Origin of the sequence: Paraburkholderia sp. SECH4 (genome assembly GCF_030511745.1) — a bacterium.
Classification (GTDB): Bacteria; Pseudomonadota; Gammaproteobacteria; order Burkholderiales; family Burkholderiaceae; genus Paraburkholderia; species Paraburkholderia madseniana.
The window spans coordinates 63,898-90,120 of the sequence record NZ_JALOCP010000032.1 but is presented as its reverse complement, the minus strand read 5'-3'; the positions used below and the strand labels follow the sequence as shown (position 1 = coordinate 90,120).

Here is a 26,223-nt window from a genome sequence, read left to right as displayed (position 1 = left end):
GAACCCCTGTTCTCCGACGCATCTGACAATCCGGTGTGCTTTAACTAGCGCTTACATCTGAACGGAAGCAGAACACTGAATCGCCCAGGCCGTGAGCCACCAAAGGACTGGCGTCGTCTCATGGCGATAGCCACAGGGAATGCAAACATCCCCTGGACACGGGCTGGCACCAAAGTTTCTCTGGGGCGGCAATTGCCGCCAGGGCGGTCGCGGTGCATTGCGATAGCTTGATCCCGACGGGTGTCTGGTGCGATTCGGTTCGCAACCAACGAGTGAGAAAACGGTCGCGGTTAGTATTTGCAGCGGTGAAGATGGCGCGCTGTACTCGCTGTGAATTGACGCAACTGTTTGCGGCGTACTTCTTTTACCCTTGACTCCGGCCGGCTAATGGGTGTCGCTTGATATCAGCGATACCAGGTTTCCCGCCGTCTCTCGGGCGTGGTTGAGCGCGTCGGCTCGTCCCGCATATAGCGTCGCCAACGTAAGTGCGGCCATGGCAGTGGCAACGCACGTACACGTCAGCCCAGCGACGACGGGCCGGCCGCCCATCGCCGTCGATATGGCCAACCACCATCTGCGAGGCGACGGAATCATTGCATTACGCATGGCGGGAGCGCACTGGACAAGCCAAGCGGGTTCTCTTTCAGATGCATTTCAAGCAACGTTATATCTGCGAAATTTGCCATCTGGAGGTGACCGTGACGTCTGGTCGGCAGTCGCGGAATTATAACGTGCGAGTTTCGCGACCAGGCCAATCATCATTGCAGGATAAATCCCTGCTGAATAATGGCAAGACGGCCTGCACATTCAAAAGCGAACGATTTCCCCGAAACGTTGGTTTAGCTTAATTCCGGGAACGCCAACAGAAGATGGAATCTTTTCCAACTTTGCAGTGAAAGCCGTCGCACACGCATGTTGGGAATCTGGTGGAAACCCCAGGTGAATATTTGGGTTTCGCCGCCGTTTCTCCTTCCACACGACATAACGGCACTTTGGCATCAATTTTGAAGCCTCGAAAACCATCACATCGCAACCCGGCAGTCGTTTAATACCGAGGTTGCGACAAGAATCGTAAAAATCGAGTCCAACTTGCTACGAGAGCGTCTGGTCGCTGCGATTGAGGCGGTGGGGTTCCATCCTGCGGTCAGCGCATCGTCGGGGCGGCCGACGGAGGAGGTGTGGCTCCCGATATGTCTTGCGATTGCAACCACGCGTCTGCGAACAGCGAAAACGAACGGAAGGCGCACCTTTCCCCCTGGGACCAGACAATCCACGTGACGTTCTAGCGGCTCGTAGCCGCTAGAACGTCGAATTGTCAGGCGTGCATCCCACGATTTGTCTGTCCCCTTTCCCCCTCAACCCATGTGCAAGCCACCGTTGAGCGAGAAATCTGCCCCCGTTGAGAAAGCCGATTCGTTACTCGCAAGCCACGAAACAATTGATGCAATTTCCGACGCCTCTCCGAGACGGCGTATCGGAATGCTCTGGACGATTGCATCCAATACTTCGGGACGTACGGCACGTACCATATCCGTCCCGATGTACCCGGGGGAAACCGTATTCACCGTGACGCCCTTTGTGGCTACTTCCTGAGCAAGCGACATCGTGAAGCCGTGAATGCCCGCCTTGGCAGTTGAGTAGTTGGTTTGACCGAACTGCCCTTTCTGGCCGTTCACGGACGAGATATTGATTATCCGGCCCCACTCTTTACTGACCATCCCCTCAATGACCTGTTTGGTCACGTTGAAAAGGCTCGTGAGGTTTGTGTCAATGACCTCGTTCCAGTTCTCCCGCGACATTTTACGAAACACGCCGTCCCGCGTGATGCCGGCGTTATTCACCAGCACGTCAACGTCACCGACCTCCTTCTTCACTTTCGCGAAAGCGGCCTCCGTGGATTCCCAATCGCCGACATTGCCCTCCGAAGCGGTGAAGGAGAACCCAAGCACGGCCTGCTCGGCTAACCACCGTTCCCGTCGCGGTGAGTTGGGTCCGCAGCCGGCCACGACGGTTAGCCCATCCCTATGCAGACGCTGACATATAGCTGTTCCAATTCCACCCATGCCGCCGGTCACGTACGCGATTCGCTTTGTCATACTGCCCTCTCTCTTTTTTATGCTACGTTCATGGAACAAAATGACTTTAAGTGAGACGACCACGATTGACGTGGCTGTCCCGCTCATGAATCACAGGTCAGGCCATCGGACCGATTCTCCCGGGTCGCGTATTGCACTATTCTTTCACGTCGAGAACAATTCGTCTCGCGAAAAAAGCATCCATGCGTCCTGCATACTCTAGCGCGTCAGGCTGCATCATCTCGGCGCAGTCGACGCTTTTCATACGTAGTCCTATTCGCTTCCGCCTAAGCGTCAATGCGATGACGGCGCCTCCCGTTCGTCTGACGGCATGGTCGCCCACAGCCATGTTTTTTTCAGTTGCGCAGGTCAGTCTTTATTGTCGCAGCGCCCGTCATTTTGGGTGCCTGGCATTCCGTGATTGAGTACGTCGCGGCTTTGGAGCGATGGGATGGCGCGTCGAGATAGGTCCAGGCAAGTGCACCGGAAGGCGCCCCAAGGTGAGCGACCACGCCTTATAGAATCATGAATCAGCTTGCCGGCCTCCGGCTTCCCACGCTGCTCCAACTTCTGGACGAGTATGTGCGGGAGCCATTTTCATGCTGTCCCATCCGTGCCACGCCTCGGACAGAGGAACTGTTTCCTTGAACTCCGCGTGAATGCTTGCGGCGTCCGTGACGTCGGAAGCATTCACGCGGGCCGGCGACCTGATACCGCCTTGTCACCTGGCTAGCATCATCGCCAATGAGACACTCCGCAAGCACCATCCTTCGCGCTGCCGTGAGCCGTGAGCAACACGTTCGCGGACCACGTCCATCCCCAGACGCACCGCAGGCACGTATCGTTCGTTCACTCGTCGTAGAGGTCGCTGCACGGTCCGTTATATCGAACATCGAGCGATGAATGGTCCTTGAAAACAAGTCGTTTCACAACGCCACAATCCTGGACGGTGCGAACGGCATCGCGCTTCACGAAGACCCCCGGGCGTTCGTCGGGGAGAACCAGCTGCAACAGCGGACCGAACTTTTGCATGGCGTCGAAAAAGCAGGGTTCGCGCGATGGTTCCGAGACCCCAAGCCAATAAATAAGAGCGGCACTGGGGTCTCTGGAGTCGCGTGCGAGGAACCGCAGCGTCTGCCGGGTAAGGAGATTCGACGACGGTTCGACGCGTGGGACATCGCGCATGGGGGTCTCCGTTGGTTGCCTGTCCATATTCGTGATGCTTGAACCTGAAGCAGGTCTCAAGTCTTCATGTCGACCCAGATGCGTCCCCAGTAGGTCGCATACTTCAACGCCTGCTGGTCATCGAAGAAGTAGTCGAGCGCAGAAAACGATTCTGGCGAACGGCCGGGTTTTTCGATGACAAGGTCCGCGGCATGCAGACCACCGTGCGCAGGACACGCGCTGGCCGTGAGTTGATAGCCTCGATGCGTCGTCGCAACGACTGCCTTCATGAACAGTGTCTCCATTGTTTACCTTCGCGCGGGGCCGTGGATACCTTCGGCATCCAGGCGTCACACGCGACTATTACGGCAGACCATTACCCGCCTGCGACAGCCCATCTATTGGGATTTCTGACTTCACTGGCATTCTGGGTGAAAGCCATGGTCATCAAAACCGGGGTTAACGCCGAGTGATACATGGCATATCAACCACACAATGATGGGACACGTACGCTGAGCCGAGAGACGGCGCTAGCGCTGAGCAGATAGCCGCCGCGCGACGGCACCTACTTCTGAACGCTGCCCGGCCGCATGCAGAATCTACGCTCGAACTCGGCGTCTGCACGGCAGTTAGCACCTATCGATGTGTTCCACTCTGTCCATGAAACAGCGCACGACTAGCCAAGGTGGCGATAGTGGCAACAGTCACACACGTGAGCGTAGCCGACGACCACAGCCCGACGAAAATCAGGCAAAGAAAGGCCGTGGCGGAAAACGAAATCTGTAAGACACCGAGGGTAAGCCGCAAAATACCCCAGACAAGGTAATGGTTCTCGTCTGGCCCCAGGGCTCGCGCAGGATTCGAAGCGACGGCACTCCCGGCTCGATAGTGCTTGCCTCGTGCCTGCTCCCGGTGCCTGTCAGCTTTCATAATTCGGGCGCCCCTCTGGATGAAAATTTCCCGTTGCGTGAGGCTGGGTTCCTACGCTGTCCAAGCTAAGTTCAGTATTCTTCGGCGATAAGAACGGAGACCATCGTGCCCACCCGCTTTCGCCTTCAACTGCGCAACACCTCGTGCTCGCGCTGCTTTCGATGTTCGTGGCGAATGTCGGTACCGCGAACAACATAGACGACGGACTCGGCGATGTTGGTCGCATGGTCGCCGATACGTTCGATGGCCTTCGCAATGAACAGATAGTCCAGCCCAGTGGAAATTGTCCGAGGGTCTTCCATCAGGTATGTCACGAGTTTGTGCATGAATACCCTGAACTGGTTATCGATGGCTTCGTCATCCTGAATAATCTGTTCCGCGGCAGCCATGTCCATTCGAGCAAACGCATCCAAAGCCCGGCGAAGAATGTTTGAAGCCATTTCCCCCGAAATCTTGATTTCAGCAATGTTGATGTCCCGCCCGTTGGAACCCATCGCAATGCGACGAGTTCGCTTCGCAATCTTGCGCGCCTCGTCGCCTGCACGTTCAAGATTGGTGACGCATTTTGAAGCCGCCATCAGCAGGCGCAGGTCACGGGCGGCCGGTTGTCGACGGGCGATAACATTGCTAATCTCTTCATCGATTTCTATTTCCATTGCATTGAGCCGGCGTTCACCCTCGACAACGCGTTCGACAAGTTCCATGTCGAACGTATTCAATGCATCTATCGCGTGGGTAATCTGTGACTCCACGAGACCGCCCATTCCGAGCAACCGCGTTGAAAGCAGAGAGAGGTCAGCGTCAAACTGACTTGAGAGATGTTTGTCCGGAATTTTTTTCTCCTCAACCGACGCGGCCGGTGTCGTAATTTTCAGTAGCCCGCTGTGTCGAGTTCGACCAAATCTGTTCGGGCTGTACCAATCCCGACGAACTCGTCGAAATACATGAATGCCGTCCGTTCCGTGAAGCGGCCGCCTGATACATCGGTGCAGTGCCCCGGCCACTGCTAATCGCATACGCCAAGGTACGCGCAGGAGTTTTCATCCGCTACGCGGCGGCACCTTGGAACCAGGCGGCGGATTTTGAAATTCAGCGCTGAGCGCGCGCTCCGGCGTCCCTGCCTACCTACATTCCGACCACCAGGACCGTCAACATCAACCGTTTAGCCATTAGCTGAAACAGTATATACCGTATTATTGATGTGCAAAATTCGATGCGCGGCGCAATGTCGCTCTCCCGGAATGAAGTGAGCGGCCAATCCCAACGGCTCAGAGCGCGTTTGTCGATTTGGCAGACGCGCATGCTCCGCTGGGGTTCCGACGCAAGGTCGGACGGTCACACCTCCTGACCGGAGACTTTGACAGTCGTGTCCGCTCGACGCTAGTTTGAGACGGTGCGCCACCGTGGTGACATCAATGTGACGCCGCATACGGTGGGCGTTGAGGCGAGGGGGTATCGTTGCGCGTCCGTCGTTGCGCCGGGCAATCGCTGGATGCCCCAGATAACCAACGCCCCACCAGCTCGATATCAGTGACGCTCGGCTCAAGTTGTCCCCAGATTTTGTTGGCAAGGTTGTGGATAACAGGGGAGCACTTGCGTTAAATGTATGGTGAAAAACGGATATGCAGTCCCGCCCTCGGCACAGGCACAGGCACAGGCACAGGCACAGGCACAGGCACTCATGTTGACAGAGGCTGCGGGGCCTCGAGTAACCTCTCCGCCCGCGCCCTATCGTTAACCTTCAGGAGGCTCCCATGGCTGCAAAGCGCAAGTCTGAAATGAAAAACATCGCGCCGGCTGGAATTTCTAATCCGGGCGACGACCTCAAACAAGCCCTTAAGCCGATTGCTACCGCCCTGTCGGAAGAGCTCGCGGCCCTGTTAGCGGCCGTCATGGATGGTCGAAAGAAAAAGACGCTCGACCGACTATCGCAGGCGCTAGGAGATGCCCTCCCCACGCTCCTCCAGCGAGTTATCGAAGACGACCTGCTCGCAGATAGTGATGCGGCTCGCGAACGCCGGGCGACGCTTGTCGCAGCGCTACGGGCGCCTGAAATGCCTGCGAGGCCTCAGCAAACGAAGTCTGCCAGGCAAATACCGGCACACGGGGCGGACGACGGCACAGACTGGATGTCCGCCGACGCAGTCGCGAGACTTCTGAACGTATCGCCGGCACAGTTGAAAAAGCTTTCGCAGGATGGAAAGCTCGGTGATATCGACACGGATGACAATGGAGTAACGAGGTTTGAGCGCGCAGCCGTTCTCGTGTGCTACGGGCAAATGAAGCGACGGCAGCAAACGGGGCGGCAAGAAATGGTTAGCGACAATGGCCGACGTGGCGACAATGCCCTCAAGTCGACGACTTCAGCGCGTCAGCGAAAAGGTGCCGACCGACAATGATGAAATCACTGAAGGATGCGTTGGCTGGCTAAGTTATCAACTTCGAAGGCTGGCAATGGAAGACACGCCGGATTTCTCAAAGTACATACCGTCGAGAGATAGTGCTATCCCGAAAGTTGAAGTTGGTCGCCGACCTCTGGCGCCCCAGAATTCAACCTGTCCAAAGTGGTCCACAACGATTACCTCAGTTGCGCCGCCCTCGAGATAGCTTGCTATCCGGCGGTCGATGCCCTGCACCCTGTCACTATCGAGAAGCACTTCAACGCACAGGTCGGGCACGAATGGCACCGGGTCGTCGCGGTCGAATCCTTCCCACTTGTCGCACGGCATCCAGACGACGTCCGGGACCCGGATGCCAAATGACCGGGTCGAAACGGCCACCGACATGGCTGCGAGATGCCCCATGTGTTCGGTCAGGTGACAGTAAACATCTGTGAGCACTATCTGGCGTCTGGCAGACGGGGAGGGATTCAGAACAGCCTCGCCAAGTTCGTCCAGCTCATAGCGGTAACGCTCGACAAATTCTGTATTCGGAGTGACGCGACGCCAGGCTGCGAGCAGTTCGTAGTGGTCCAGAAGAGCAGGCGTGGCCATAGTCATCTCGCGGGGAAGTCACTTAAGCGTAAACCCTCCCAGAACGATTTGACAATTATTTTATTCTTGTGCGCCGCACAAATTTAACTGCGGCAATCAGCACATCTGGCATACGATTTTTTGCATTGACAGCATCGTCCGGCACGCTTTATCCCTATGGCGTGGGTAATCAAGGTCTAATGCTCACGTGGTTTCGCAGATATGTTGTGCAGCGCAGTGGCAGGGTGCGAAGACCGCAATTCACGGCTCTCGCCCTGATGCTTTACGATGTCAAACAAGGCATTGACCGCCAAGGCGTAGCACGAGCGCCATGCGCTCGCTCGCGGAACGGTTGTTAAGCCCGAACACACGGACCCTAGCGACGCCAGCCTTGGTAAGCCGTAACGCTTTTTGGCGTGCAAGCCGCGAACCTTCGCTGCGAGCGCTGGCGCTATCCGTACCTGCCCCAGTGTTATGCGTCCCTCCCGGGTGGAAGACATCAAAAAGTACCTTCGGGCGGCCAACAGGTCCCTCCGGCAACATAGGGCGGCCACGGGGAAAGCCGTGGGCCAGGTCCGTGCGGCATGAGCCGTATCGGCTGAAGACAGGAAGTCCAACATGAAACTTGACGACGCCACCTTCCGGCAACTGCGCCGTCTCGCTCCGGTCCTCGACGACTTGCTGAACGCAGGTGAGGTAGAGCATGCCGACCAGGCTGTACATCTTGCTGCACTGGCGCAACTCTGCTCGCACCTGTTCGACGCGTATCAGCGTCAGTACCCGGATGAGACGGCGCAGGCGCGTCTCGACGCTATCGAGTCGCAGTAGCGCAATCCGTCCTGGTTCATGGCCGACTCGTGTATCGACACCGGAATCAGCAGATATGCTGATTTGCCCCTGAGCACCAGGCAGCCTGCACGGCGCGATAAACGAAAGTCAGGCACCTCTTTTTGCCAGCGAGTTCGACCACCCTTCAACCTGAGCCGGGGCCGTGACAGGACTCAGACTGGCGGAAGGATTCACGACGCGCTCACCAAACGCTCGTGCCCGTTGCGAATAGACATACTGCCAACCGCCGACCGGGACGAAGCTGACGGGACGAATCATTGCTGCCGCTTCTGCGAAAGCAGGCGGTCGAATTCCTCACGCGCATCGCGCAGTTCCTGCATGGCGGCGGCAAACCGCGCGAGTTCAAGCGTCGACGGTTGCGCGGCTCCATTGCCATCAAAATGCTTTTCCAGCGCAGCCGACGCTGCCTGCACTTCCCGTGCGGCGCCAGCGATGCGCTCAAGTGCCACGGCCTCCGGCGACGCCTTGATTTCTGCCGTCATGTCTTGGTCACTCCCGCGGCTAGTGCCGCAAGGTCATGGTCGATTTGGCATCACCGTTGCCCGACTTCTTTCCGCCCACGCACGCGCCAGCTACCTAGGCGCGTTATTTCCGCGGGTCGAAGTCATCGACGGTCAGCACGATACGCTCGCTTGGCCGCGCACGCGCCTTTCGTTCCGCCAAAGCCACGATGCGCCTGCGGCCTTCCGAGAATGCTTTAAGAACGCGCGCATCAGTTGCGCCAGGTTGCACCCAGAAATGCTGCTCGAGTGTCTCGCGCGTGACGACGCACGCAATGTCGCGACCACAGAGTGATAGCGCAAATGCGACACCGTCTGTTGAAACACTGGGTTCAAGTTCAAGGGCTTCCACGATAGACGCTCGAAAGATTGCTTCCACGTACCGTCTTATCGTACGGGCGAAGCGGCAGAAATTTCAACAAAACCTGAATGGCGCTCGTCGCTTTTGCCCAACACTGTGGGTTGTGGGAACGGAAGTGGGATGCAGGCATCGCCCTGCCGGAAGAAACAAACCAGCAAGTCGAGAACGGAGAAATCGCGGCGTCGCGTTCGACGGTTAGCGTCGGATACTCTGCAGGAAAAGCCGCTAGTGTTGCGTGCTGTCTCGCGAGGACTGAAACAAAGCGGCGACGTTCATCTCTTCGTCCAGTTCCGGCCAGTACAACTGCTGGCGGTCCAAAGAGATTGCAAAATGCGCGCGCTCCGCTGTTGTAGCTGCCCACAGGACAGGGAACCGGTCCAGTGGAAACTGAACCGCCCGACCGTCAGCCAGGTCGAGGAACAGGCGTCGGCTGTCGAAATGCACACTTACCACCCTGCAGTCCATGGCCGTCTCCTGAATGAGAGCAACTTAAAGATAGGCCGCGGCAGAGCGGCGTTCAAGAAAGAATGACAGAAAAAAGGCCCGCACCAGCGTTGGAATGGAAGTGATACGTTTCTTCATTTTCAAGGTGATGTCGCCGGTCAGCGGTTTGCCAAGTTTGACCGCTGAAGTTACGGCTAAGGGAAGCTGACGGGATATCTCATCGTTCGAGCGCATGAGCCGACGCGCTTGAACTGTCCCCCTTCAGGAGAGTGCGAATCACCTTTATGAGTCGGGCTATGGACGTGGGCTTTGGCAAAAGGACATCCCACAGCGGTTCCGCCGGACGAGGCGGCGATGCGGCTGACAGCATGACCACTGGAATGTCGGCTGTGGCCGCGTCGTCCTTGAGCTGCCGGCACAATCCAACACCATCCATGCGCGGCATCATCCAGTCGGTCACGATGAGATTCGGACTCTCGACGACTGCTGCTGCCAGCGCGGCTTGCCCATCTGGCGCTGTGAGCACGCAGTATCCTTCCCGCTCAAGCAGTAGTCTAAGCGGGCGCAGAATATTCGGGTCGTCATCTACAAGCAGTATCGTCGCCAATCCAGGAAACCCCGTTTGCCCCGAGGGGGCAACCAGTAGCGCCGCAATGGGCGTTCCTGCCCCTCGGCTTTGCCACGGGCGCAAGCATCGTCGGCCTTGCCGCCATGACTCTTAAGTTGCGGGGGCTACAATTCATCCAGCACGGCAATTTCTTCCGTGCATCCTTAATACAAGTTACAACCCTGGAGCGCATATGGCCGGACCGGATGCGTCACCCGCAGCGGACCGCGCACGGCGCGCGGGCACGTTAATCACAACGGCTTTAGACGAACGCCCCCATCGCGCGCCTGACTTCGCGGCGGAAAACGACGCATTGAACTTAGCAAGCGACGAGGGAAGAACGAGAATTGAACCTCAGCGATTGTCAAGCAGGTCCGCTAGTTTGCTCGGTCGTGCTCTCACCTTGCCCGTCTTCGACCCGTTGGCTGCCGGACAACAGCGTACCGACAACGCAATCCCGGCCCATGGCTTTCGCGGCGTATAGCGCGGCATCTGCCCTTCCCATCATGTTTGCCAATGTGTCGCCTTCACGGTATTCATCCACGCCGGCACTGAAGGTGTACGCGACTTCGCCTGATGGAATAGTCAGACGCGCTGCCGCGACACGGACGCGAAGCTGGTCCATCAGACGAACGGTGTCGGCCCGCCCGGTGGACAGAGACAGGACAGCGAATTCCTCGCCGCCAAGGCGGCCGAAGATATCTCCGCAACGCAAGCCGCTTGATACCGTAAAGGCGAAATGCGCAAGCACCTGGTCGCCACCCGCATGCCCATGTTCGTCATTGATTGCCTTGAACTTATCGAGGTCCAGAATTGCAATAGACAGCCGCAACTTCGAACTTTTGGCTTCATGCAGCAACGACTCTGCCCGGACAAGGAAAGCACGGCGCACAAGCGCACCGGTCAGCCCGTCGACGTTTGCCAGCCGTTCCATACGCTCGGCCATCCGGTCGTGAGCAAGCATGAGCACGCCAATCGAGAGACATGGCAGCGCCAATATGCCGAGAACGAGGAATGCGATATTTAGCGGTGTCGGTTCCAGAAAGGCGGCCTGATGCTCCCAGCCCATTGCACAGGCGATACTGCGTGATGCGTGGACAGCCGCTCCTAGGAATGCCGCGCCCGACATAAACTGGTAGCAATATCTCGGTCTACCCGCCGGCCGTAAGCTGAACGCAATCCAGCCGATGACCAGACGGACGTACGCAAGAAACGCCGATAGCAGAGCAATTCTGGCATTGGCGTTTGGCGATATGTATCCCCAGTAGACAATCCCAAGCAGCAAGGCGCCGTACGCGACGTACTCCAACGAACGCGAAGGTCGCAGTCCAAAGAACTCCCGACAGCCCTGCAGCATCATGAGTGCCGCAGCCCCGAGCAATCCGCTCGCGGCAACGATAACCACTTGTGCCGGCGTGGGCGCCTGCAGTGCGAGAAGGACGAGCGCTATGGCTATCACGGCGTTTGCGCCAATCCAGCGAGGCAACCCTGGTATCTCCGCGTGCAGTAGGGAACCAAATACCGCCATACTCACCACGCTGGACATGATTGCGACAATGAGGAGGGTGACGGGGCTGAACATACCTATTGGCGCGAAGTCGAAACTAACAGGGATATGGATTTGATGGCATCGTAGAGCGCGGCCACGTTGAGGCGCTCCTGCGGGCTTTTCTCCTTGGGTCGGAGAGCACGCGCTCTCATATGCGTTTACGGCATGCGGCTGGAATTCTTGAATCATGGACGCCAGGCTTGGGACGACTCCGAGCTTGACATGGCACCATGCGTGGCCCGAGAAGGTTCATGTGCCACCACCACGGTACCATCATCATCGGCCGCCCCACACCACCGCCCGCCCCCTCCGCATCGCTGCTGAACTGTAGGTAGTGGCTTCGGGGCACATTGCAGACTGGCGAGGTATCAATTTGCTAGTGAAGCGGAAATGAGCTCCGTGCTTGCGTCGCATGGTCTCGCATATTCAATCTTGAAACCCATTCGCTCACCCGCCCGAAAATTGGACGCAACGCTTTGAAGATTCGGGTACCCAAGTCCGAGGCCGTACACCACGAGACGTTGACCGATGGAAATCGCAACAACTCTCGCCTCGGACACGAAGGCTGCTGAACGGGATTCTCAGCGTTCGGTGCCGTAGCACGTCTGTGCCAGATGCTTGCATGTGGTGCATTGCGATTGTCGGAGGGCACAATCCCGCAACTCGTCGTTCAACAGGGACGCATCAGGCTACATCGTCGAGATGCAGACCGTTATTGAATCCAGGCGCGAGTATTCCCCGTATATGGTCAGAGCCGTGCAATTACGCGTGGCAACTCTGGGGAGTACACCATGAAATGCAAGCCTATGTTCGTCGCTGTCGCACTGTCAGCAGCCGTCTCTGGCGCCTTTGCGGCCAGCGACACGGTCATGGTCGGTGGTCAGGCGATGTATCCGAGCAAGGACATCGTGGACAACGCGGTCAACTCGGCTGACCACACCACGCTCGTCGCTGCAGTCAAAGCCGCGGGCCTCGTCGATACGTTAAAGAGCCCCGGACCGTTTACGGTTTTCGCACCAACGAACGAGGCGTTTGCCGCACTGCCGGCTGGCACAGTCGACACGCTCGTGAAGCCTGAAAACAAGGCGACGCTGACCAGCATCCTGACATACCACGTCATTCCTGGGCGCTACGACTTCCGCAAGCTCGACCAGGCCATCAAGGCTGGTGGCGGCAAGGCGGAACTGAAGACAGTCAATGGAGAGCTTCTGACGTTCAGTGAAAACGGCCCGCACAACATCGTAGTAATGGATGCCAGTGGCCACACTGCCGACATATCGACCTACGACGTCACCCAGAGCAACGGCGTCATCATGGTGGTCGATAAGGTACTGATGCCGAAGTAAAAAGGGCAAATGCGCACGACAAGAAGTGCGAATTCAGCGCAGCGTTGTCATTTTCGGCGCTGAGTCACGACTGACTCACATGTCTCGCATCTGGACGCAGCAAATGTCTGCCCTGTTCAGATGGGAGTAGCTGCTTGCGCTCCGCCGCTGCGCAATCAGTCAGACTTTAGCGGTATATGAGACTTCGGCGCTGCTAACGCACGGGTCGACATCACAGGAGAAATACCATGGACAAGTTGACGATGAGGGCTCTGTTCGCGCGTGTCGCTGTCGCGTCACTCTGCGCGTGCGCAGCGACGTTTGCGCAGGCTGGCGGGAATGGCAACGGTGGAAATGACAGCGGCGGTGCTCACGGTGCCGCAACCGCTGGGATGACGTACCACGGCGAGCCCGTCTCGAGCCCGTGGAACCGGGTTTCCTCTTTTTCATCTCGCCCATATACCGCCTTCTGATTCGACCTGCAGCAGATGGTCTATTGGCGACAAATGACGTTCTGGCAACACCTACCTGCTTACATAGCGTCGACAGCGAAAGCTCCGGTTGCTGCCGTGACGTCACCTCCATTTTTCCAGCCGCCGCGTCATAGTCAAATACGCGACGTCCAGGGACCGTGGCTCGTTCCCGCCGGTAGCTTTCAGCTTCTACCAGCTTGACATGCCCGAGAAGCAAATTAGCTGGCGATATGCCAGCGAGCGCCGACACGCGAAGCACTGTCTCTATCGTCGGCAGACACCTTTCATAGACGCCAACTTCGCACTGCAAGGCTCTGGAGGCACTTCCTCCGGCGAATGAAAACGAGCTCGGTGAAGCAAAGCGGCATTGTCCAGAAAATGACCCGTGAATCGCCCTTTGTCGGTCAAGACTATGCCAATTCCATAGCGTTCGACCGCCTCCTCGAAAGGCGGTGACACCCACTCGCCTCCTCTCCAGGCGTATAGGGTACTGCCACCGTCGACACTGGTCTTTACGGCGTCCCCAGAAATCACGAAATTGAAATAAACATGCTTCGATTCAATGATTAGGAAGAGTGGCTTGGCGCAGGTAGAAACAGTGCGCGCCCCAAATCGCGGAACGTAACGCACACCGCGTATCGTATATGGCCGAGGCCAAGCTTCCAAAGCTGCCTTGTCCATGTCAACTTCGAATGCGCGAGGAATCTCACCACCGATATCTCGGCAATTGAATGTCATTCCCATCTTCAAACTGCGAAACTCTCCTTTGACGCGAACCTCCCCTTGATGAAGGTTGACGTTGGAGTCCGGATGCGATGCTCTTATCTCTCGCACAAGTTCGAGTCCGCCGAACGTCACGCCGGCCCGTGTACAGCTGCGTTCGACTTCAGCTTCCGGTAGCGGGCCTCGATAAGCTCCTTCAAATGTCATTTCCGTCTCCCACCAATGGTCAAGACTACAGTCGAAGCGCGAACATCATGGTGTAATCCGCGCGGACTGACTCGTTGCGCGAATGCCCTACATGGAATTGAGTCTCCTAGTGTCTCGCCACACCGAGCGCCATTGTGCGAGTGCGGTTTCCCTGATTCCAGGCTGAAGCCAAAACCAGGCTTGCCTGTGTGCCCTCCCAAGCAGGAGGCTCCGACTCCCGATGAGACATGCTCAATGTCGCTACGGGCGAAATCCCATCTATCCCCCTCGAGACCCCTGTACGGTTCAATAAGCTTTCCCAGATTCACTTCATCTCCACGCGGGAGAATTTCATCCATCAAGAAAACCAGGGCATGTGCTCCTGATTCGTGCCCAACAGTGTTACTGCAAATCGAAGGTTTGGCTGGATGCTCGTCGGATTCCACTTCCTTTCTCCTGTGACCAGCAAAAGGATAGGTCCAACACAAAGCCCCTCCAATGCTGCGCCAGCACTAAAGTACTTGCCGTTCGGAGCTTTTTAGGCGTGTCCCTTAAGACATCGAGCGAGCTTAGGTTAAGGCTGCAACGAACGAAATTTGTTTAGCAAAGCAGCAACGCAAGCGTGCGTGAGCGATAGATGCGCCGTTTTTTTGCGCATTTTTTGCGCAACGAGTTCGCGTGGTATGTGCGGTTTGTATAGCTAAATGTTGGTTTATGAACTTGAGGAGGTCGTCGGATGTTCAGTAATGAACTCGCTATGGTTGTAAAATTTTAGCTACTATAATTTTAAAACCACTTATTTATAGGGTGCTCCTTAAGACCGCGCATCCCCTTCGCTGTTTCATTTGAGCAGCGGGTTGATTACAGCTATGCCATTAAACATCCTTTCCCATGCCCAGTTGGATATCTGAGTTAGACGGGTGTGGATGCCGACTCGGTGGGTCGCCGACGTGGCTCTTCTAAAAAAAGAAACTTTTTCAGTTACATAACCTTTCGAAATTTTTTTAGCGCAATGTTTGCGGTGTTGCCCAATCTTTACGAACGGCATTATGCTGCACCGCAGCATAAGTATGACGGCCTGTTCGGGGGCTGTTAGCGGACTACTTAATCGCAAGCGCTCTCAACGGTCAGATGCACTAGAATCTGCCTGTTTATAAGACAGGTCGACGATTTCCGTGTTTTATGGGCTCGGCATTGCGTGTCGGAGGGTCTCCGGAGGGGGTAAAGACGTAGAGTTCGGTCTTTTATCAAGGGAAGAGTTTTGATACTTTTGGTCCCACCTTCACGGAGATTACGCCGCACGGTGCGGCGTGATCTCCGAACGGCGTACGGCATTCCGCACGCTCGGACAATTGAGTACTTGAGTACTGGCTAGCGGGTAACACAAGCGGCAATACGGACAAACTGCCGACGTCAAAAATTTTGTTCGGATAACTTAGCCCGACCGACACTGGACGCCAACTGCCCCCATGAACTCAAGCCCCGCCTTCTGGATGATTCCGTCCGCCCCGACGCCCGTCGGACCCTTCTCCCATGCCACCGAAGCCGACGGCTGGGTGTTCCTGACCGGTCAGATGCCGACCTCGCCGACCGACGACAGCGCGCCGCTGCCGGACGGCGTCGTCGCGCAGACTCAACGCGTGATGGACAACCTCATACTCGTGCTGCAAGGCGTCGGTCTGACGCTGCAACATGTGGTCGCCGTGCGCATTTTCCTGACCGAGTTCAAGCGCGACTATGCGCCGATGAACGAGACCTACCGCGCCTACTTTCCCGCGGACAAACTGCCGGCGAGAACCTGCATCGGTGTCACTGCGCTCGCACGCGACGCGCTGGTCGAGATCGACTTCATCGCGAAACGCCCGGATTGACCGGCCAGGACTGAAACGCCGATGGCGACGGCAATGACGATCCGGCCGGCAGAAACGCCAATCAATGCGTCGACTCTTCATCCAGCCCGAAGTGATGGCATATCGCCTCGTGCAGCGAGATCGCGCGTTCGTCCAGTTCGGTCGTCCACGGTTCGCCGTTCTCGCAGAGCCGTTGCAGTTCACGGCATTGCTGCGCGAATCGCTGCTCCTGCACAACCAGGAACCCGCCGGCCGCGCTATGCGCCCAGCCACCCAATGCTTCCCGGTCCTCCTGTTCGACAATAGCCAGCAGCCTCGGCAGATCGTTTTGAAGATGCTCCTTGAGCATGGCCGTGTAACGCGACTTGTCGTCCGCGCTGAGCGTGTTCACGGGGTCGGCGGTTGCTCCGGCTGCCGCTGGAGTCGCCGCAGCTGTCTGCTCGGCTGTTGCTGTTGCTGTTGCTGATGCCGGTGCCAGTGTCGCTGCGGTCGCCGATACCGGCTCCGCGGACGTCAACGCGAGCAGCGCCGCCTCCAACTCACCCAGCGACGCCGGCTTCGCGACATACCCGGTAAAGCCTCGCTCGCGCCAGCCTTCCTGCTGCTGGTTGTCGGTGACTGCGCTAAAAGCCAGCACCGGTAAGTCCGCATGCGCTTTACGCAATGCCGCCAGCAACGCATAGCCATCCATGACGGGCATGTGGATATCGGTCAGCACCACTTCGAAATGCCCTTGTTCGAATGCTGCCAGCGCTTGCCGCCCGTCGCCGGCAATCGTCGGCAGGCAGCCCAGCGCGTCGAGTTGCTCGACGATCAAGGTTTGGATCAGCGGATTGTCTTCGGCGACCAGCACCGTCAAGCCTTGCAAGGCCGGATTGGCTTCGGGAGGCGGCAATGCGGCGGAGGTCGGCGGCAGCGCCTCTGCGGCATCGGCGGCACCGGTGGCCGCGAGATCGACCGCGGCCAGAATCGCCTTGCGGCTGAACTCCGTCACTTCGAGCACGCCGTCGCCACACGGAGCGGGACGATGCGGTCCGGTGCGCGTGATCCACACTACGCCGGCCGGATGCACCGCACGCAACGCTGCAATCGCGTCGAGATCGTACTCGCCGGTGACCACCATCGCCTCCGGCCGGTTCACGCGCAACCACGCTTCTGCGCTGCGCATCGATACGACGGTATGAACAGACCACCCCACCAGATGCAAGCCGCTATCGATGATCTGCCCCGACTCGCGTTCCTGCGACACCACCAGCACACTGCCGCGGCGAGCCGGTTCGACAACCGGCTCGCGCAACTCGTCCGAGGGCGGAGCGAGCGGAATCGAAACACTGAACGCGCTGCCGACACCCAGCACGCTCTCGACCGAAATATCGCCGCCCATCAACTCGCACAGCCGCGCGCAGATCGACAAGCCGAGGCCGGTGCCGCCATAGCGGCTCGACGTGCTCGCTTCGCCCTGCACGAACGGACTGAAGATGCGCGCAACCAGAGCCTGATCCATGCCGATCCCCGAATCGCAGACCCGGCAGATCAGAATCGGACGTCCTTGCAGATCGTCTTTCACTTCGGCACTCAGCGTGATCTTGCCGCATGAGGTGAATTTGAACGCGTTGCTCAGCAGGTTGTTGACGATCTGCGCGATGCGCGTGCGGTCACCACGCAGCACCTGATCGAGCGTCGGCGACAGATGCGCATAGAAGCGAATAGCGCGATCCGCCGTCATGGGCGCGTAGGAGAGCGCAATGTTCTCGAAATCGTCGAGCGGGCGGAACGACTCGCTCACGAGCTTCATCTCGCCGGCATCGATCTTCGAAAAATCGAGGATGTCATTGACGATACGGCGCAGCGCATCGGCCGCAACATTCAACGCCGTGAGTCGCTGCGCGTGCGCTTCGAGCCCTGGTGTACGGGCGAACAATTCGAGGTTGCCAAGCAGCGCGTTCAGCGGCGTACGAATTTCGTGGCTCATCGACGCGAAGAAATTCGAGCGGGCCCGCATCGTGATTTCGGCGGTCTGCTGCGCGAGGCGCAACTGCTGTTCGAGCGCATGTTGCGCGGTGACATCAAGGATCGCGCAGAACAGCACGTCCTCGTCGGCGTAACGTGCCGGCGCGTAGGTAAATTGCAGAAACTGCGCTTGCGGCGAGGCGCTTTCTTCGGGCGCCGGCCGTGATGGCGGCCGTGATGGCGGCCGTGATGGCGGCTGTGACTGCGGATGCGCTTCCGGCTGCGCAGGCGCGACAAAAGCGGCGATCCTCGCGAATGCAGTGATCGAAGGACCATCCGGCGCTTGTGCACGAATTTCGTCGACGATATGCAGCGGCAGGCGACTGCGCCCGGCTTCCATATGCAGCAACTCGTCGGCCAATGCATTGGCGATGATGATCGAATAATCGCTCTGCCGGACGATGCACAAACCAACCGGCGTCGCGCTAACCAGCACGTGATTGATGGTTTCGCTTTCCAGCGCACGCGACGTTTCCGCGAAGGTGCTGCGCATCAGGCGCAGCCCCCAGAACCGCGCCGCCAGCGCGATCCCCGCCAGGACCAGCAGCGCGAGGCCGGCGAGCGCGGCCAGTTGCCAACCGAGCGCGGCAATCAGCTCACGCCACGACAGGTAGCTAACCAGCGAGCCAAAGCCTGGCATCAAAGGCTCGCTCAGAATCACGCCATCGCGGGTGTAACGGTATGCATCGGATGGCATATGAGCGACGGCGTCTTGCAGCATGGCTGCAGTCTGCGCGTCGACGGGCGGTGACGACACGATCACATGGCGATCCGCCGTCATCAGCAACTGCGTCCCCTCGCGGTCGGGCCGCGCGACATGCGCCAATAGCCCGTCAAGCGGAATGCTCATCGCGATCAGCGTGGTCGGTGTATCGCCGGCATAGTAGGCGCTCACCGTGGAGATTACCGGCACGCCTTGCAGTGGATCGCGATAGGGACCGAGCCAGATCCGCTTGCCTTTGCCGGGCATACGCGTGCCGGTTTGCGCCTGCAGTTCCTGTTCGAAGGCCTCCCGCAATGTGCTCACGATCGCCGGCTGCAAAGTCGGCGCAGCAGTCACGCTGCGATCGGCGCCCGAGTTGGCGACCGGTTGAGCGAGCGAAGGCAGAATCGCGGCGTAGTCTTCGGTCAGCCCAAGCAGGATCGCCCGTTGCGGTAGCTCGAACGCCTGCTGGGTCACTAGCGTCGACTGTGCCGCTTCGTAGATGCGCCATAGGTTCGCGCCGAATTGCGGCCCCCATGCCGCGCGCGCGGCGTCGCCGACCAGCAGGTCGAATTGCGCATCGACCCTTGGCACCGTACCGCGAGCGACGCCGCTCACGCGCACCGCATCCTCGACGCTTGCCGGCACGCGCAGTACGTTGTCGGTGTCGCGACAGTAGTCGAGCGTAAACTCAGCACGCCGCATGAACGATTCCTGCCGATGCAGGAGCCGCGAGAGGTCGGCGGCGCTCTGGGACGCGAACGTTCGCCGGTATTCGAGTTGCTTGTCCGCGGCAAGGACGGCCAGCAGCAGCGCAAAGCCCACCACGATCAGCATCAGCGAAGCGATCGTCGCGAGGTACAACCGTTGTTGGCGCTTCGCGCTATGGGCCAGCGACGCGAATGCGTGCGCCAGTGATTCCTGCGTGCGGTCGAGGATCTTTTGCATCGGCTGGCAAAGTTAGCGTGGTTCGCGCGCGCAGACCGCTGCGGCTCGGAGGAGCACGAAACACGTCTGCAGCCCTTTACGGGCGCAGTGTAGCGCTTTTGATAACAGCACGCGAAGCATCCGGCACTGATTTCCATGGCTACTCGGAACGCACGCGCATGATTTCGCGCACGAAGTCGAGCCGGAAGAATTGACATTAATCTGATAGATCGGCGTTACTCCCACCTCGACAGCCCGGAATTGACGCATCAGGATGCAACCGTCAGCGCCCAATTAGTTGCAAGGGCAGGCTGACCCGAGTAACAACGGCGTTTAGCAGCCCGCCCTCCCAAAGGACGGGCTATTTTTTCGCCGCCTGTTTCTCTCGTCGCGCCCCGCCCTAACCGACGCGCGCGTCAGCACCGTGACAGCCGGGGAGAGAAGGGCTGCACCGTCACGGGGCACGAAAAATGCAGCCGTCGGGGCGGAGAGTCGCGTTAAACTGGTTGTCACAGTCGGGCGTCACGGCTCGCATTGCCCGGCGGGCCTCGCCAGCCATTGGTCAATGCGGCGCAGCGCGAGGTCCCGGCAAGCAGATAGGTGGCGGGCGGATTCCCTACGTGTGAGCGCCGTGCGACAGACGGCGCGCCAACCTGCCCGTACAATGGTTCGATCAACAACGGAACAAGGACAACCTCGATGCGCACTACCGGGTCCTCCGGGTCAATGGCCCTGCTCACCGAATACGACGACGCAACGGCGCGCGAACTCCGCTCGCTGCGCCTCGAATCGACAGAAGACGGCAAAGGCATTCTTCTGATCGAGGTCGATGAGCGCAAGCCAGGCATTCACCGCGAAGTGCGCTACGAAATCACGCCGGCCGAACTGATTGCGGCCATTCGCGCGCATGGCGCTGAATTGCCGGGCGAACAGCACAATCATCGTCAATAAAGCTGCCACGCACGGTATTGCGCTTACGCGCGAATGCCGTGCGCCGTTTCTGCACCGCCGCCTTTGGTTTGCGTACCGAATAACGGCCTACGGGCATCCGTAGGCCGTTATTCATCATTCGCTTGCCGCGAAAGCTTCAATCCGTTCGCTTTGCTCCATTCGCGCTTCTATTCCGCGCCTTTAACCCGCGGGCAAGCCACAGTCGCGCTTTTAACACGCTAATAACTGGCCGCATTTCCGACATTTGCACGTCTTGAAAATGCGTCCATAATCCTTACATACCCCGTTGCTTTCCCTACCTGCGCCGCGCCCGAAAGGGCTGCGGATGTAAGCCGATGCTACATGATCTCGTCGAGCAATATGGACCAGCGCTCGTCTTCGTCAACGTGCTGGCCGCCTCACTCGGGCTGCCGGTGCCGGCGATGCCGTCGCTCGTGCTGTTCGGGGCGATGGCGGCCATGCATCCCGGGTCGGTGGGCACGCAACTGATGCCGGTCCTCGTGTTGTCGATCTTCGCCACGCTGATTGGCGACAGCGCCTGGTATCTCGCCGGCCGTATGTACGGCGGCAATACGCTGAAAACGATCTGCCGTCTTTCGCTGTCGCGCGACACCTGCGTAAAAAAGACCGAACGTTTCTTCGGCCGCTGGGGCGTGCGTGTGCTGGCGATCGCGAAGTTCGTGCCGGGCCTGTCGATCGTGTCGATTCCAATGGCCGGCGCAATGGGCACGCGCTACCGCACGTTTCTCACTTACGACAGCATCGGCGCCGCCTTGTGGTCGGGTACCGGTTTGATCATCGGCGCGCTGTTCGCCCGGCAGATCGATATGCTGTTCGCCATGGCCGGGCGGCTCGGGCGCACGGCCGCGCTGGTGGCCGTCGCGTTGCTGCTGCTGTATGCGGCCTATCGCTGGATTCGCCGGCGCCAGCTGATTTCCACGCTCGCGACGCAGCGGATCGAAGTCGACGAGCTGGCGGCGCTGGTCGCGGCCGGCAAAACACCGGTCGTGTTCGATATCCGCTCGCAGGAAAAGCGCGCGCTCGATCCGTTCGTGATTCCGGGCTCGCAATTCGCCGACGAGCGCCAGCTCGAGGAGATCGTCGCAACGTACCCGCACGATCAGAAGGTGGTGATCTACTGTTCGTGCCCGAATGAAATATCCGCGGCATGGATGGCCAAACAGATGAACGAAGCCGGCTTCGCCGACGTGTTGCCGTTACGCGGCGGCATGGAAGCCTGGCGCGACTCGGGCAAGGCAGTGGACGCGCTGCCCGGCATGCCACCGCCCGACGTGGCGGTCGACGATATCGCGCCGAAGGCCGTGTAGCGCAGCAGCGCATTCATATCGGCGCCCTCGCGCGCCCGCGCCGCTTCGCCCCCCGTGTCGATCAATCAGGAAGAACACAGAAGGAGCGGTTCAATGCTGTCGACTCAAGAAGTTGAAGGGCAACAAGCCGTCGTCGCCGACGCGCCGTTTTCGTCGCTTGCGACGCGCATGCATCAGATGTTCCCCGAACTCACGTGCGCAGAAATCGATCGTCTGCGCCGGTTCGGCGAAGTGGGCCACTGGGAAGCCGGTGAGCTGCTGTTCGAGACCGGCTACACCGGCCCAGGCATGTTCGTGCTGCTGGACGGGCGCGTGAAGGTTTATCAGCGCGATGGCATCGGGCGCGAGGTTGTGATCGCGGAACATGGCGCCAAGCATTTTCTCGCGGAAGTCGGTCAACTGTCCGGGCGGCCCGCGCTGGTCAACGGCATGGCCGTCACCCCGGTCGACGCTTTGCTGATTCCGCCGGACAAGCTGCGCGCGCTGATCGTCGCCGAGGCCGATCTGGGCGAGCGCATCATGCGGGCGCTGATCCTGCGGCGCGTGTCGCTGATCGAAAAGGGCGCGGGTGGCCCGATTCTGATCGGCAACAGCAGCGACGCACGGCTCGTCATGCTGCAAGGCTTCCTGTCGCGTAACGGCCATCCTCATTCGGTGATCGACGAGCGCGACGAAGACGCACTGCGTCTGATCGAGCAATTCGCCGCGCAGAAAGAAGACATGCCGCTGGTGATCTGCCCGGACGGCTCGGTGCTGCGTCATCCGAGCATGCCGGAACTCGCCACCTGCCTCGGCCTGCTACCCGATCTCGACGATTCGCATGTGTACGACGTCGCAATCGTCGGCGCCGGCCCGGCCGGCCTCGCTACCGCGGTGTACGCGGCGTCCGAAGGCCTCTCGGTCATCGTGCTCGACAGCCGTGCGCCAGGCGGCCAGGCAGGTGCCAGTTCGCGGATCGAAAACTATCTCGGCTTTCCGACCGGTATCTCCGGCCAGGCGCTGGCGGGCCGCGCGTTCGTGCAGGCGCAGAAATTCGGCGCGCACGTGGCGATTCCGGTCCACGTCAAGGCGCTGCATTGCGCGGAGTCGCCGTACCGGCTGGAACTCAAGTGCGGCGGCAAGATCACGGCCCGCACCATCGTGATCGCGAGCGGCGCGGTCTATCGGCGCCCCGCGCTCGAAGGGCTCGATCGTTTCGATGGGCGCGGCGTGTATTACTGGGCGTCGCCGGTCGAGGCCAAACTGTGCAAACGCCAGGAGATCGTACTGGTGGGCGGCGGCAATTCGGCGGGCCAGGCGATCGTCTATCTGGCGACGCACGCAGCCAAGGTCCATGTGCTGATCCGCCGGGACGGCTTTGAAGCCACCATGTCGCGCTATCTGATCGACCGCATCCGCTCGCTGCCGAATGTGTTCGTGCATCCGCATTCGGAGGTCGGCCGGCTCGAGGCGGACGACATCGGGTTGGCGTCGGTCGTGTTGAAGAAGCCGCTACCGGACGGCACCGCAAGCCTCGATACGCGCCATCTGTTCCTTTTCACCGGCGCCGATCCGAATACCGACTGGCTGCGCACCTGCGGCGTGCAACTGGACGACAAGGGCTTCGTGCTGACCGGCGCCGGCGTGGACGGCGCCTCCGTCTGCGACCTCGCTACAACTGTCGAAGGCGTGTATGCGATCGGCGACGCGCGCGCCGGGTCGACGAAACGCGTGGCGGCGGCGGTCGGAGAAGGTGCGGCGGTAGTCGCGCAGATCCATCAACTGCTGGCCGTTTCGGCGGGAGAAGCGGTCGCTTTGGGGGCTTGAGCGGCCCCCCGGGTAACCTGCTGTTACACACGTCTTCAACTGGTTGCACCTGCTTTTCTTTCTGTATCGTAAGATTGTTGTCAGCCATTCGACAGCGAATGGCTGACTCTTTCGACTGCAATCTTGCATGGGACACAGGAGACAAGCATGATCCAACGCGCGATCGTTTTCGCCGCCTTCGGCTTTGCCGCCGCCTGCGCAGCGACCTCTGCCTCGGCCCGGGTGGACGTCGGCGTGTTCGTCAACACACCCGGCCTCATGTACGCCCCGCCGCCTGTGGTTTATGCACCCCCACCGGTCGTTTATGTGCCTGTGCAACCCGCGTATGGCTATGGGTATCGCGGCGATTACTACCGCGAGTACCGCGAGCGCCATGACCATGGCCGCCACCGTGGCTGGGACAAGCACAACAGGCGCGACTGGTAAGGTCCGTTCGGGAGCGTTGCGCAATTGCGGAGTTGCAGCGCCGTTGCCATTGTGCCCACCGTGCCTCCCGCGCTGCCATGCTCCGGTTGCATTCCACGCCGATTCGTCTGCCGTATTCGCGCTAAAGTAGCGGCTGCTGATCCAGGCCGGACCTCGCGTCCGCTCCTAATCCCGTGACCGACGCCCGCGTGAAGACTCTTCCACTATCCGCCGCGCGCACCCTGCATCTGGCCGCGCAAGGTTTGTTGACGCCGCCGCGCCGCAAGGCCGTCAAAGCCGACGTGCTCGACGCGATTCGCCGCATGGCGCAACTGCAGATCGACACGATTCACGTCGTCGCGCGCAGTCCCTATCTCGTGCTGTTCAGCCGGCTCGGCGCGTATCCGCAGCAATGGCTCGACGAGCATCTCGCCGAAGGCAAGCTGTTCGAATACTGGTCGCATGAAGCTTGTTTCGTCCCGACCGAAGACTACGGCCTGCTGCGCCATCGCATGCTCGACCCGAGCGGCATGGGCTGGAAATACGCGGCGGAGTGGCACAAGAAGCACCGCAAGGACATCGACAAGCTGCTCGCGCATATCCGTGCAACAGGTCCCGTGCGTTCAGCGGACTTCGCGCGCGAGGCGGGCACGGGCAACGGCTGGTGGGACTGGAAGCCGGAGAAGCGCCATCTCGAAGTGCTGTTCGCGATCGGGCAATTGATGGTGACCGAGCGGCGCAATTTTCATCGCGTCTACGATCTGACCGAACGCGTGTTACCGGACTGGGACGACGCGCGCGACCTGCCGCCGCGGGAAACCGTCACCGAGGAAGCGTTGCGCCGCACCTGCCGCGCACTCGGCGTCGTGCGCGCCGATTGGGTCGCCGATTACTACCGGCTGCCGCGCCGCCCCTATCGCGACGAACTGCGTGCGCTCGCCGATCGCGGTGAGCTGATCCCGGTTCAAGTGGAAGGCTGGAAGCAGGACACCTTCGTCCATCATGAATTCGCGCCGATGATCGACGACGCAGCGAACGGCAAGCTCGCTTCAACCGTCACCACGGTGTTGTCGCCGTTCGATCCGGTGGTGTGGGACCGCAAGCGCGCCGCCGCGCTCTTCGATTTCGACTACGCGATCGAATGCTATACGCCGGCCGCGAAACGCAAATACGGCTATTTTGTGTTGCCGCTGTTGAGCCGGGGGCGTCTGGTCGGTCGCGTGGATGCGAAGGCGCATCGGACCAACGGCGTGTTCGAACTGAAATCGCTGCACATAGAACCCGGCGTGCGCCTGAGTGCGAGGCTTGCGGGCGATTTGCGCCGTGCTCTGCAACGCTGTGCGGACTGGCATGGCACGTCGCAACTGGAAATCGCATCGGCGCCGCCGGAATGGCTCGAGGCGTTGAGCGCGGACAGCAGGATGGAAGCTTAAGCGCGCGGCATAAGAGGCGTCATTAATGCAGCGCCGCCCATGCAAGCGACAAGGAAAACACGCCCAGCACGATTGACGCGCCGCGCTGCATCTTCACCGGATTCAGCCAGGTGAGTTTGCCGCTGCCGAGCGCCGCGCCGAACGCGATCCACGCGAGCGCGATGGGCACCAGCAGGCAGGCGAACATCAGCATCGCCATGGTATACGCGGGCACATGCGCGAACGCGACGACGGGAAAAATCGTACCGGCGAACAACAAGCCTTTCGGGTTGAGCAGCGTCGCCACGAATAGCGTGCGCATGCCGCTCGCCCGCTGCGTCGAATCGGGCAAAGCCACCGCCGCGCGCCACATATCGACGGCGAGATATGCGATGTACACGCCGGCCGCCACGCGTAGCTGCGACGGCAACCACGGCAGCGCGTGCGCTGCCTGCGCGAGAAAGTGTCCCCACACTGAAATCGACAGAAGATAGCCGGCGAGTTCGGCGGCGATCAGCGGCAAAGAACGGCGCACGCCCTGACGCAAACCGGCAGCCGCAAGCAGCGTATTGGTCGGACCCGGCGTAATCAACACGACGATAATGCCGATGGCCAGCAACGCGATAGCGGACGTAGAAAGCATAAAAAAGGCGCAATGTTGGAAACAATGCGC

The 26,223-nt window shown here is 59.6% G+C and carries 23 protein-coding genes; 9 read left to right on the top strand and 14 right to left on the bottom strand.

The window, feature by feature from the left end:
• Window positions 1–1,355: 1,355 nt before the first annotated feature.
• From M0D67_RS32060 to phoU, 4 genes are all read right to left on the bottom strand, one after another.
• A complete protein-coding gene (locus tag M0D67_RS32060; protein ID WP_266240988.1) occupies window positions 1,356–2,096 on the bottom strand; it encodes a 3-ketoacyl-ACP reductase in 741 nt (246 codons plus the stop codon).
• Between the two features lie 828 nt (window positions 2,097–2,924).
• Window positions 2,925–3,260 (bottom strand): hypothetical protein, encoded by a 336-nt coding sequence (locus tag M0D67_RS32055; protein WP_266240987.1) that lies wholly within the window; start codon window positions 3,258–3,260, stop codon window positions 2,925–2,927.
• A gap of 56 nt (window positions 3,261–3,316) precedes the next feature.
• Window positions 3,317–3,529 (bottom strand): hypothetical protein, encoded by a 213-nt coding sequence (locus tag M0D67_RS32050; protein ID WP_266240986.1) that lies wholly within the window; start codon window positions 3,527–3,529, stop codon window positions 3,317–3,319.
• A 765-nt stretch (window positions 3,530–4,294) separates the two neighbouring features.
• Entirely contained in the window at window positions 4,295–5,002 is a 708-nt protein-coding gene (gene phoU / locus M0D67_RS32045; protein ID WP_266240997.1) for a phosphate signaling complex protein PhoU, read from the bottom strand.
• A gap of 921 nt (window positions 5,003–5,923) precedes the next feature.
• Between phoU and M0D67_RS32040 the strand changes: the two genes are divergently transcribed.
• Window positions 5,924–6,568, top strand: coding sequence for a hypothetical protein (locus M0D67_RS32040; protein WP_266240985.1), 645 nt, complete (start codon window positions 5,924–5,926; stop codon window positions 6,566–6,568).
• A gap of 36 nt (window positions 6,569–6,604) precedes the next feature.
• On the opposite strand, the gene M0D67_RS32035 is transcribed toward M0D67_RS32040, so the two are convergent.
• Window positions 6,605–7,162 carry a Uma2 family endonuclease gene (locus tag M0D67_RS32035; RefSeq protein ID WP_266240984.1) on the bottom strand — a complete coding sequence of 186 codons (558 nt, stop codon included), beginning with the start codon at window positions 7,160–7,162 and terminating at the stop codon, window positions 6,605–6,607.
• A gap of 597 nt (window positions 7,163–7,759) precedes the next feature.
• On the opposite strand from M0D67_RS32035, the gene M0D67_RS32030 reads away from it, so the two are divergent.
• Window positions 7,760–7,969, top strand: coding sequence for a hypothetical protein (locus tag M0D67_RS32030; protein WP_266240983.1), 210 nt, complete (start codon window positions 7,760–7,762; stop codon window positions 7,967–7,969).
• A gap of 275 nt (window positions 7,970–8,244) precedes the next feature.
• Here M0D67_RS32030 and M0D67_RS32025 read toward each other — a convergent pair whose 3' ends face one another.
• From M0D67_RS32025 to M0D67_RS32000, 6 genes are all read right to left on the bottom strand, one after another.
• Entirely contained in the window at window positions 8,245–8,472 is a 228-nt protein-coding gene (locus M0D67_RS32025) for a hypothetical protein (protein WP_266240982.1), read from the bottom strand.
• Window positions 8,473–8,575: 103 nt separating this feature from the next.
• Window positions 8,576–8,842 carry a DUF1488 family protein gene (locus M0D67_RS32020; protein ID WP_266240981.1) on the bottom strand — a complete coding sequence of 89 codons (267 nt, stop codon included), beginning with the start codon at window positions 8,840–8,842 and terminating at the stop codon, window positions 8,576–8,578.
• A 234-nt stretch (window positions 8,843–9,076) separates the two neighbouring features.
• Window positions 9,077–9,316 carry a DUF2442 domain-containing protein gene (locus tag M0D67_RS32015; RefSeq protein WP_266240980.1) on the bottom strand — a complete coding sequence of 80 codons (240 nt, stop codon included), beginning with the start codon at window positions 9,314–9,316 and terminating at the stop codon, window positions 9,077–9,079.
• 24 nt (window positions 9,317–9,340) lie between these two features.
• A complete protein-coding gene (locus M0D67_RS32010) occupies window positions 9,341–9,529 on the bottom strand; it encodes a hypothetical protein (RefSeq protein WP_266240979.1) in 189 nt (62 codons plus the stop codon).
• Window positions 9,513–9,902 carry a response regulator transcription factor gene (locus M0D67_RS32005; RefSeq protein ID WP_266240978.1) on the bottom strand — a complete coding sequence of 130 codons (390 nt, stop codon included), beginning with the start codon at window positions 9,900–9,902 and terminating at the stop codon, window positions 9,513–9,515. The genes M0D67_RS32010 and M0D67_RS32005 overlap by 17 nt, the downstream gene beginning before the upstream one ends.
• Before the next feature lie 364 nt (window positions 9,903–10,266).
• The gene (locus M0D67_RS32000; RefSeq protein ID WP_266240977.1) at window positions 10,267–11,484 is read right to left on the bottom strand and encodes a GGDEF domain-containing protein; all 1,218 of its coding nucleotides are present in this window, start codon (window positions 11,482–11,484) and stop codon (window positions 10,267–10,269) included.
• A 773-nt stretch (window positions 11,485–12,257) separates the two neighbouring features.
• Here M0D67_RS32000 and M0D67_RS31995 point away from each other — a divergent pair.
• Window positions 12,258–12,797: a fasciclin domain-containing protein gene (locus M0D67_RS31995; RefSeq protein WP_266240996.1), complete on the top strand. Its 540-nt coding sequence runs from the start codon at window positions 12,258–12,260 to the stop codon at window positions 12,795–12,797.
• Window positions 12,798–13,513: 716 nt separating this feature from the next.
• Here the strand turns inward: M0D67_RS31995 and M0D67_RS31990 are convergent.
• Window positions 13,514–14,179 carry a hypothetical protein gene (locus M0D67_RS31990; protein WP_266240976.1) on the bottom strand — a complete coding sequence of 222 codons (666 nt, stop codon included), beginning with the start codon at window positions 14,177–14,179 and terminating at the stop codon, window positions 13,514–13,516.
• Window positions 14,180–15,627: 1,448 nt separating this feature from the next.
• Between M0D67_RS31990 and M0D67_RS31985 the strand changes: the two genes are divergently transcribed.
• Entirely contained in the window at window positions 15,628–16,029 is a 402-nt protein-coding gene (locus M0D67_RS31985) for a RidA family protein (protein WP_266240975.1), read from the top strand.
• A 61-nt stretch (window positions 16,030–16,090) separates the two neighbouring features.
• On the opposite strand, the gene M0D67_RS31980 is transcribed toward M0D67_RS31985, so the two are convergent.
• Entirely contained in the window at window positions 16,091–19,669 is a 3,579-nt protein-coding gene (locus tag M0D67_RS31980; RefSeq protein ID WP_266240974.1) for an ATP-binding protein, read from the bottom strand.
• Window positions 19,670–20,347: 678 nt separating this feature from the next.
• Between M0D67_RS31980 and M0D67_RS31975 the strand changes: the two genes are divergently transcribed.
• The 5 genes from M0D67_RS31975 to M0D67_RS31955 all read left to right on the top strand — a co-directional run bounded on the left by M0D67_RS31975 (window position 20,348) and on the right by M0D67_RS31955 (window position 25,571).
• Window positions 20,348–20,599 (top strand): hypothetical protein, encoded by a 252-nt coding sequence (locus M0D67_RS31975; protein WP_007178686.1) that lies wholly within the window; start codon window positions 20,348–20,350, stop codon window positions 20,597–20,599.
• 335 nt (window positions 20,600–20,934) lie between these two features.
• On the top strand, window positions 20,935–21,927 hold the full coding sequence (locus M0D67_RS31970; protein ID WP_154565021.1) for a DedA family protein/thiosulfate sulfurtransferase GlpE: 993 nt from the start codon (window positions 20,935–20,937) through the stop codon (window positions 21,925–21,927).
• Window positions 21,928–22,020: 93 nt separating this feature from the next.
• Window positions 22,021–23,733: an FAD-dependent oxidoreductase gene (locus M0D67_RS31965; RefSeq protein WP_266240973.1), complete on the top strand. Its 1,713-nt coding sequence runs from the start codon at window positions 22,021–22,023 to the stop codon at window positions 23,731–23,733.
• A gap of 147 nt (window positions 23,734–23,880) precedes the next feature.
• Window positions 23,881–24,159, top strand: a complete 279-nt coding sequence (locus M0D67_RS31960) for a hypothetical protein (RefSeq protein WP_154565025.1) — start codon at window positions 23,881–23,883, stop codon at window positions 24,157–24,159.
• Window positions 24,160–24,347: 188 nt separating this feature from the next.
• Entirely contained in the window at window positions 24,348–25,571 is a 1,224-nt protein-coding gene (locus M0D67_RS31955) for a winged helix-turn-helix domain-containing protein (protein ID WP_171926581.1), read from the top strand.
• A 22-nt stretch (window positions 25,572–25,593) separates the two neighbouring features.
• Here M0D67_RS31955 and M0D67_RS31950 read toward each other — a convergent pair whose 3' ends face one another.
• Window positions 25,594–26,193 (bottom strand): LysE family translocator, encoded by a 600-nt coding sequence (locus M0D67_RS31950; RefSeq protein ID WP_266240972.1) that lies wholly within the window; start codon window positions 26,191–26,193, stop codon window positions 25,594–25,596.
• Window positions 26,194–26,223: the final 30 nt, after the last annotated feature.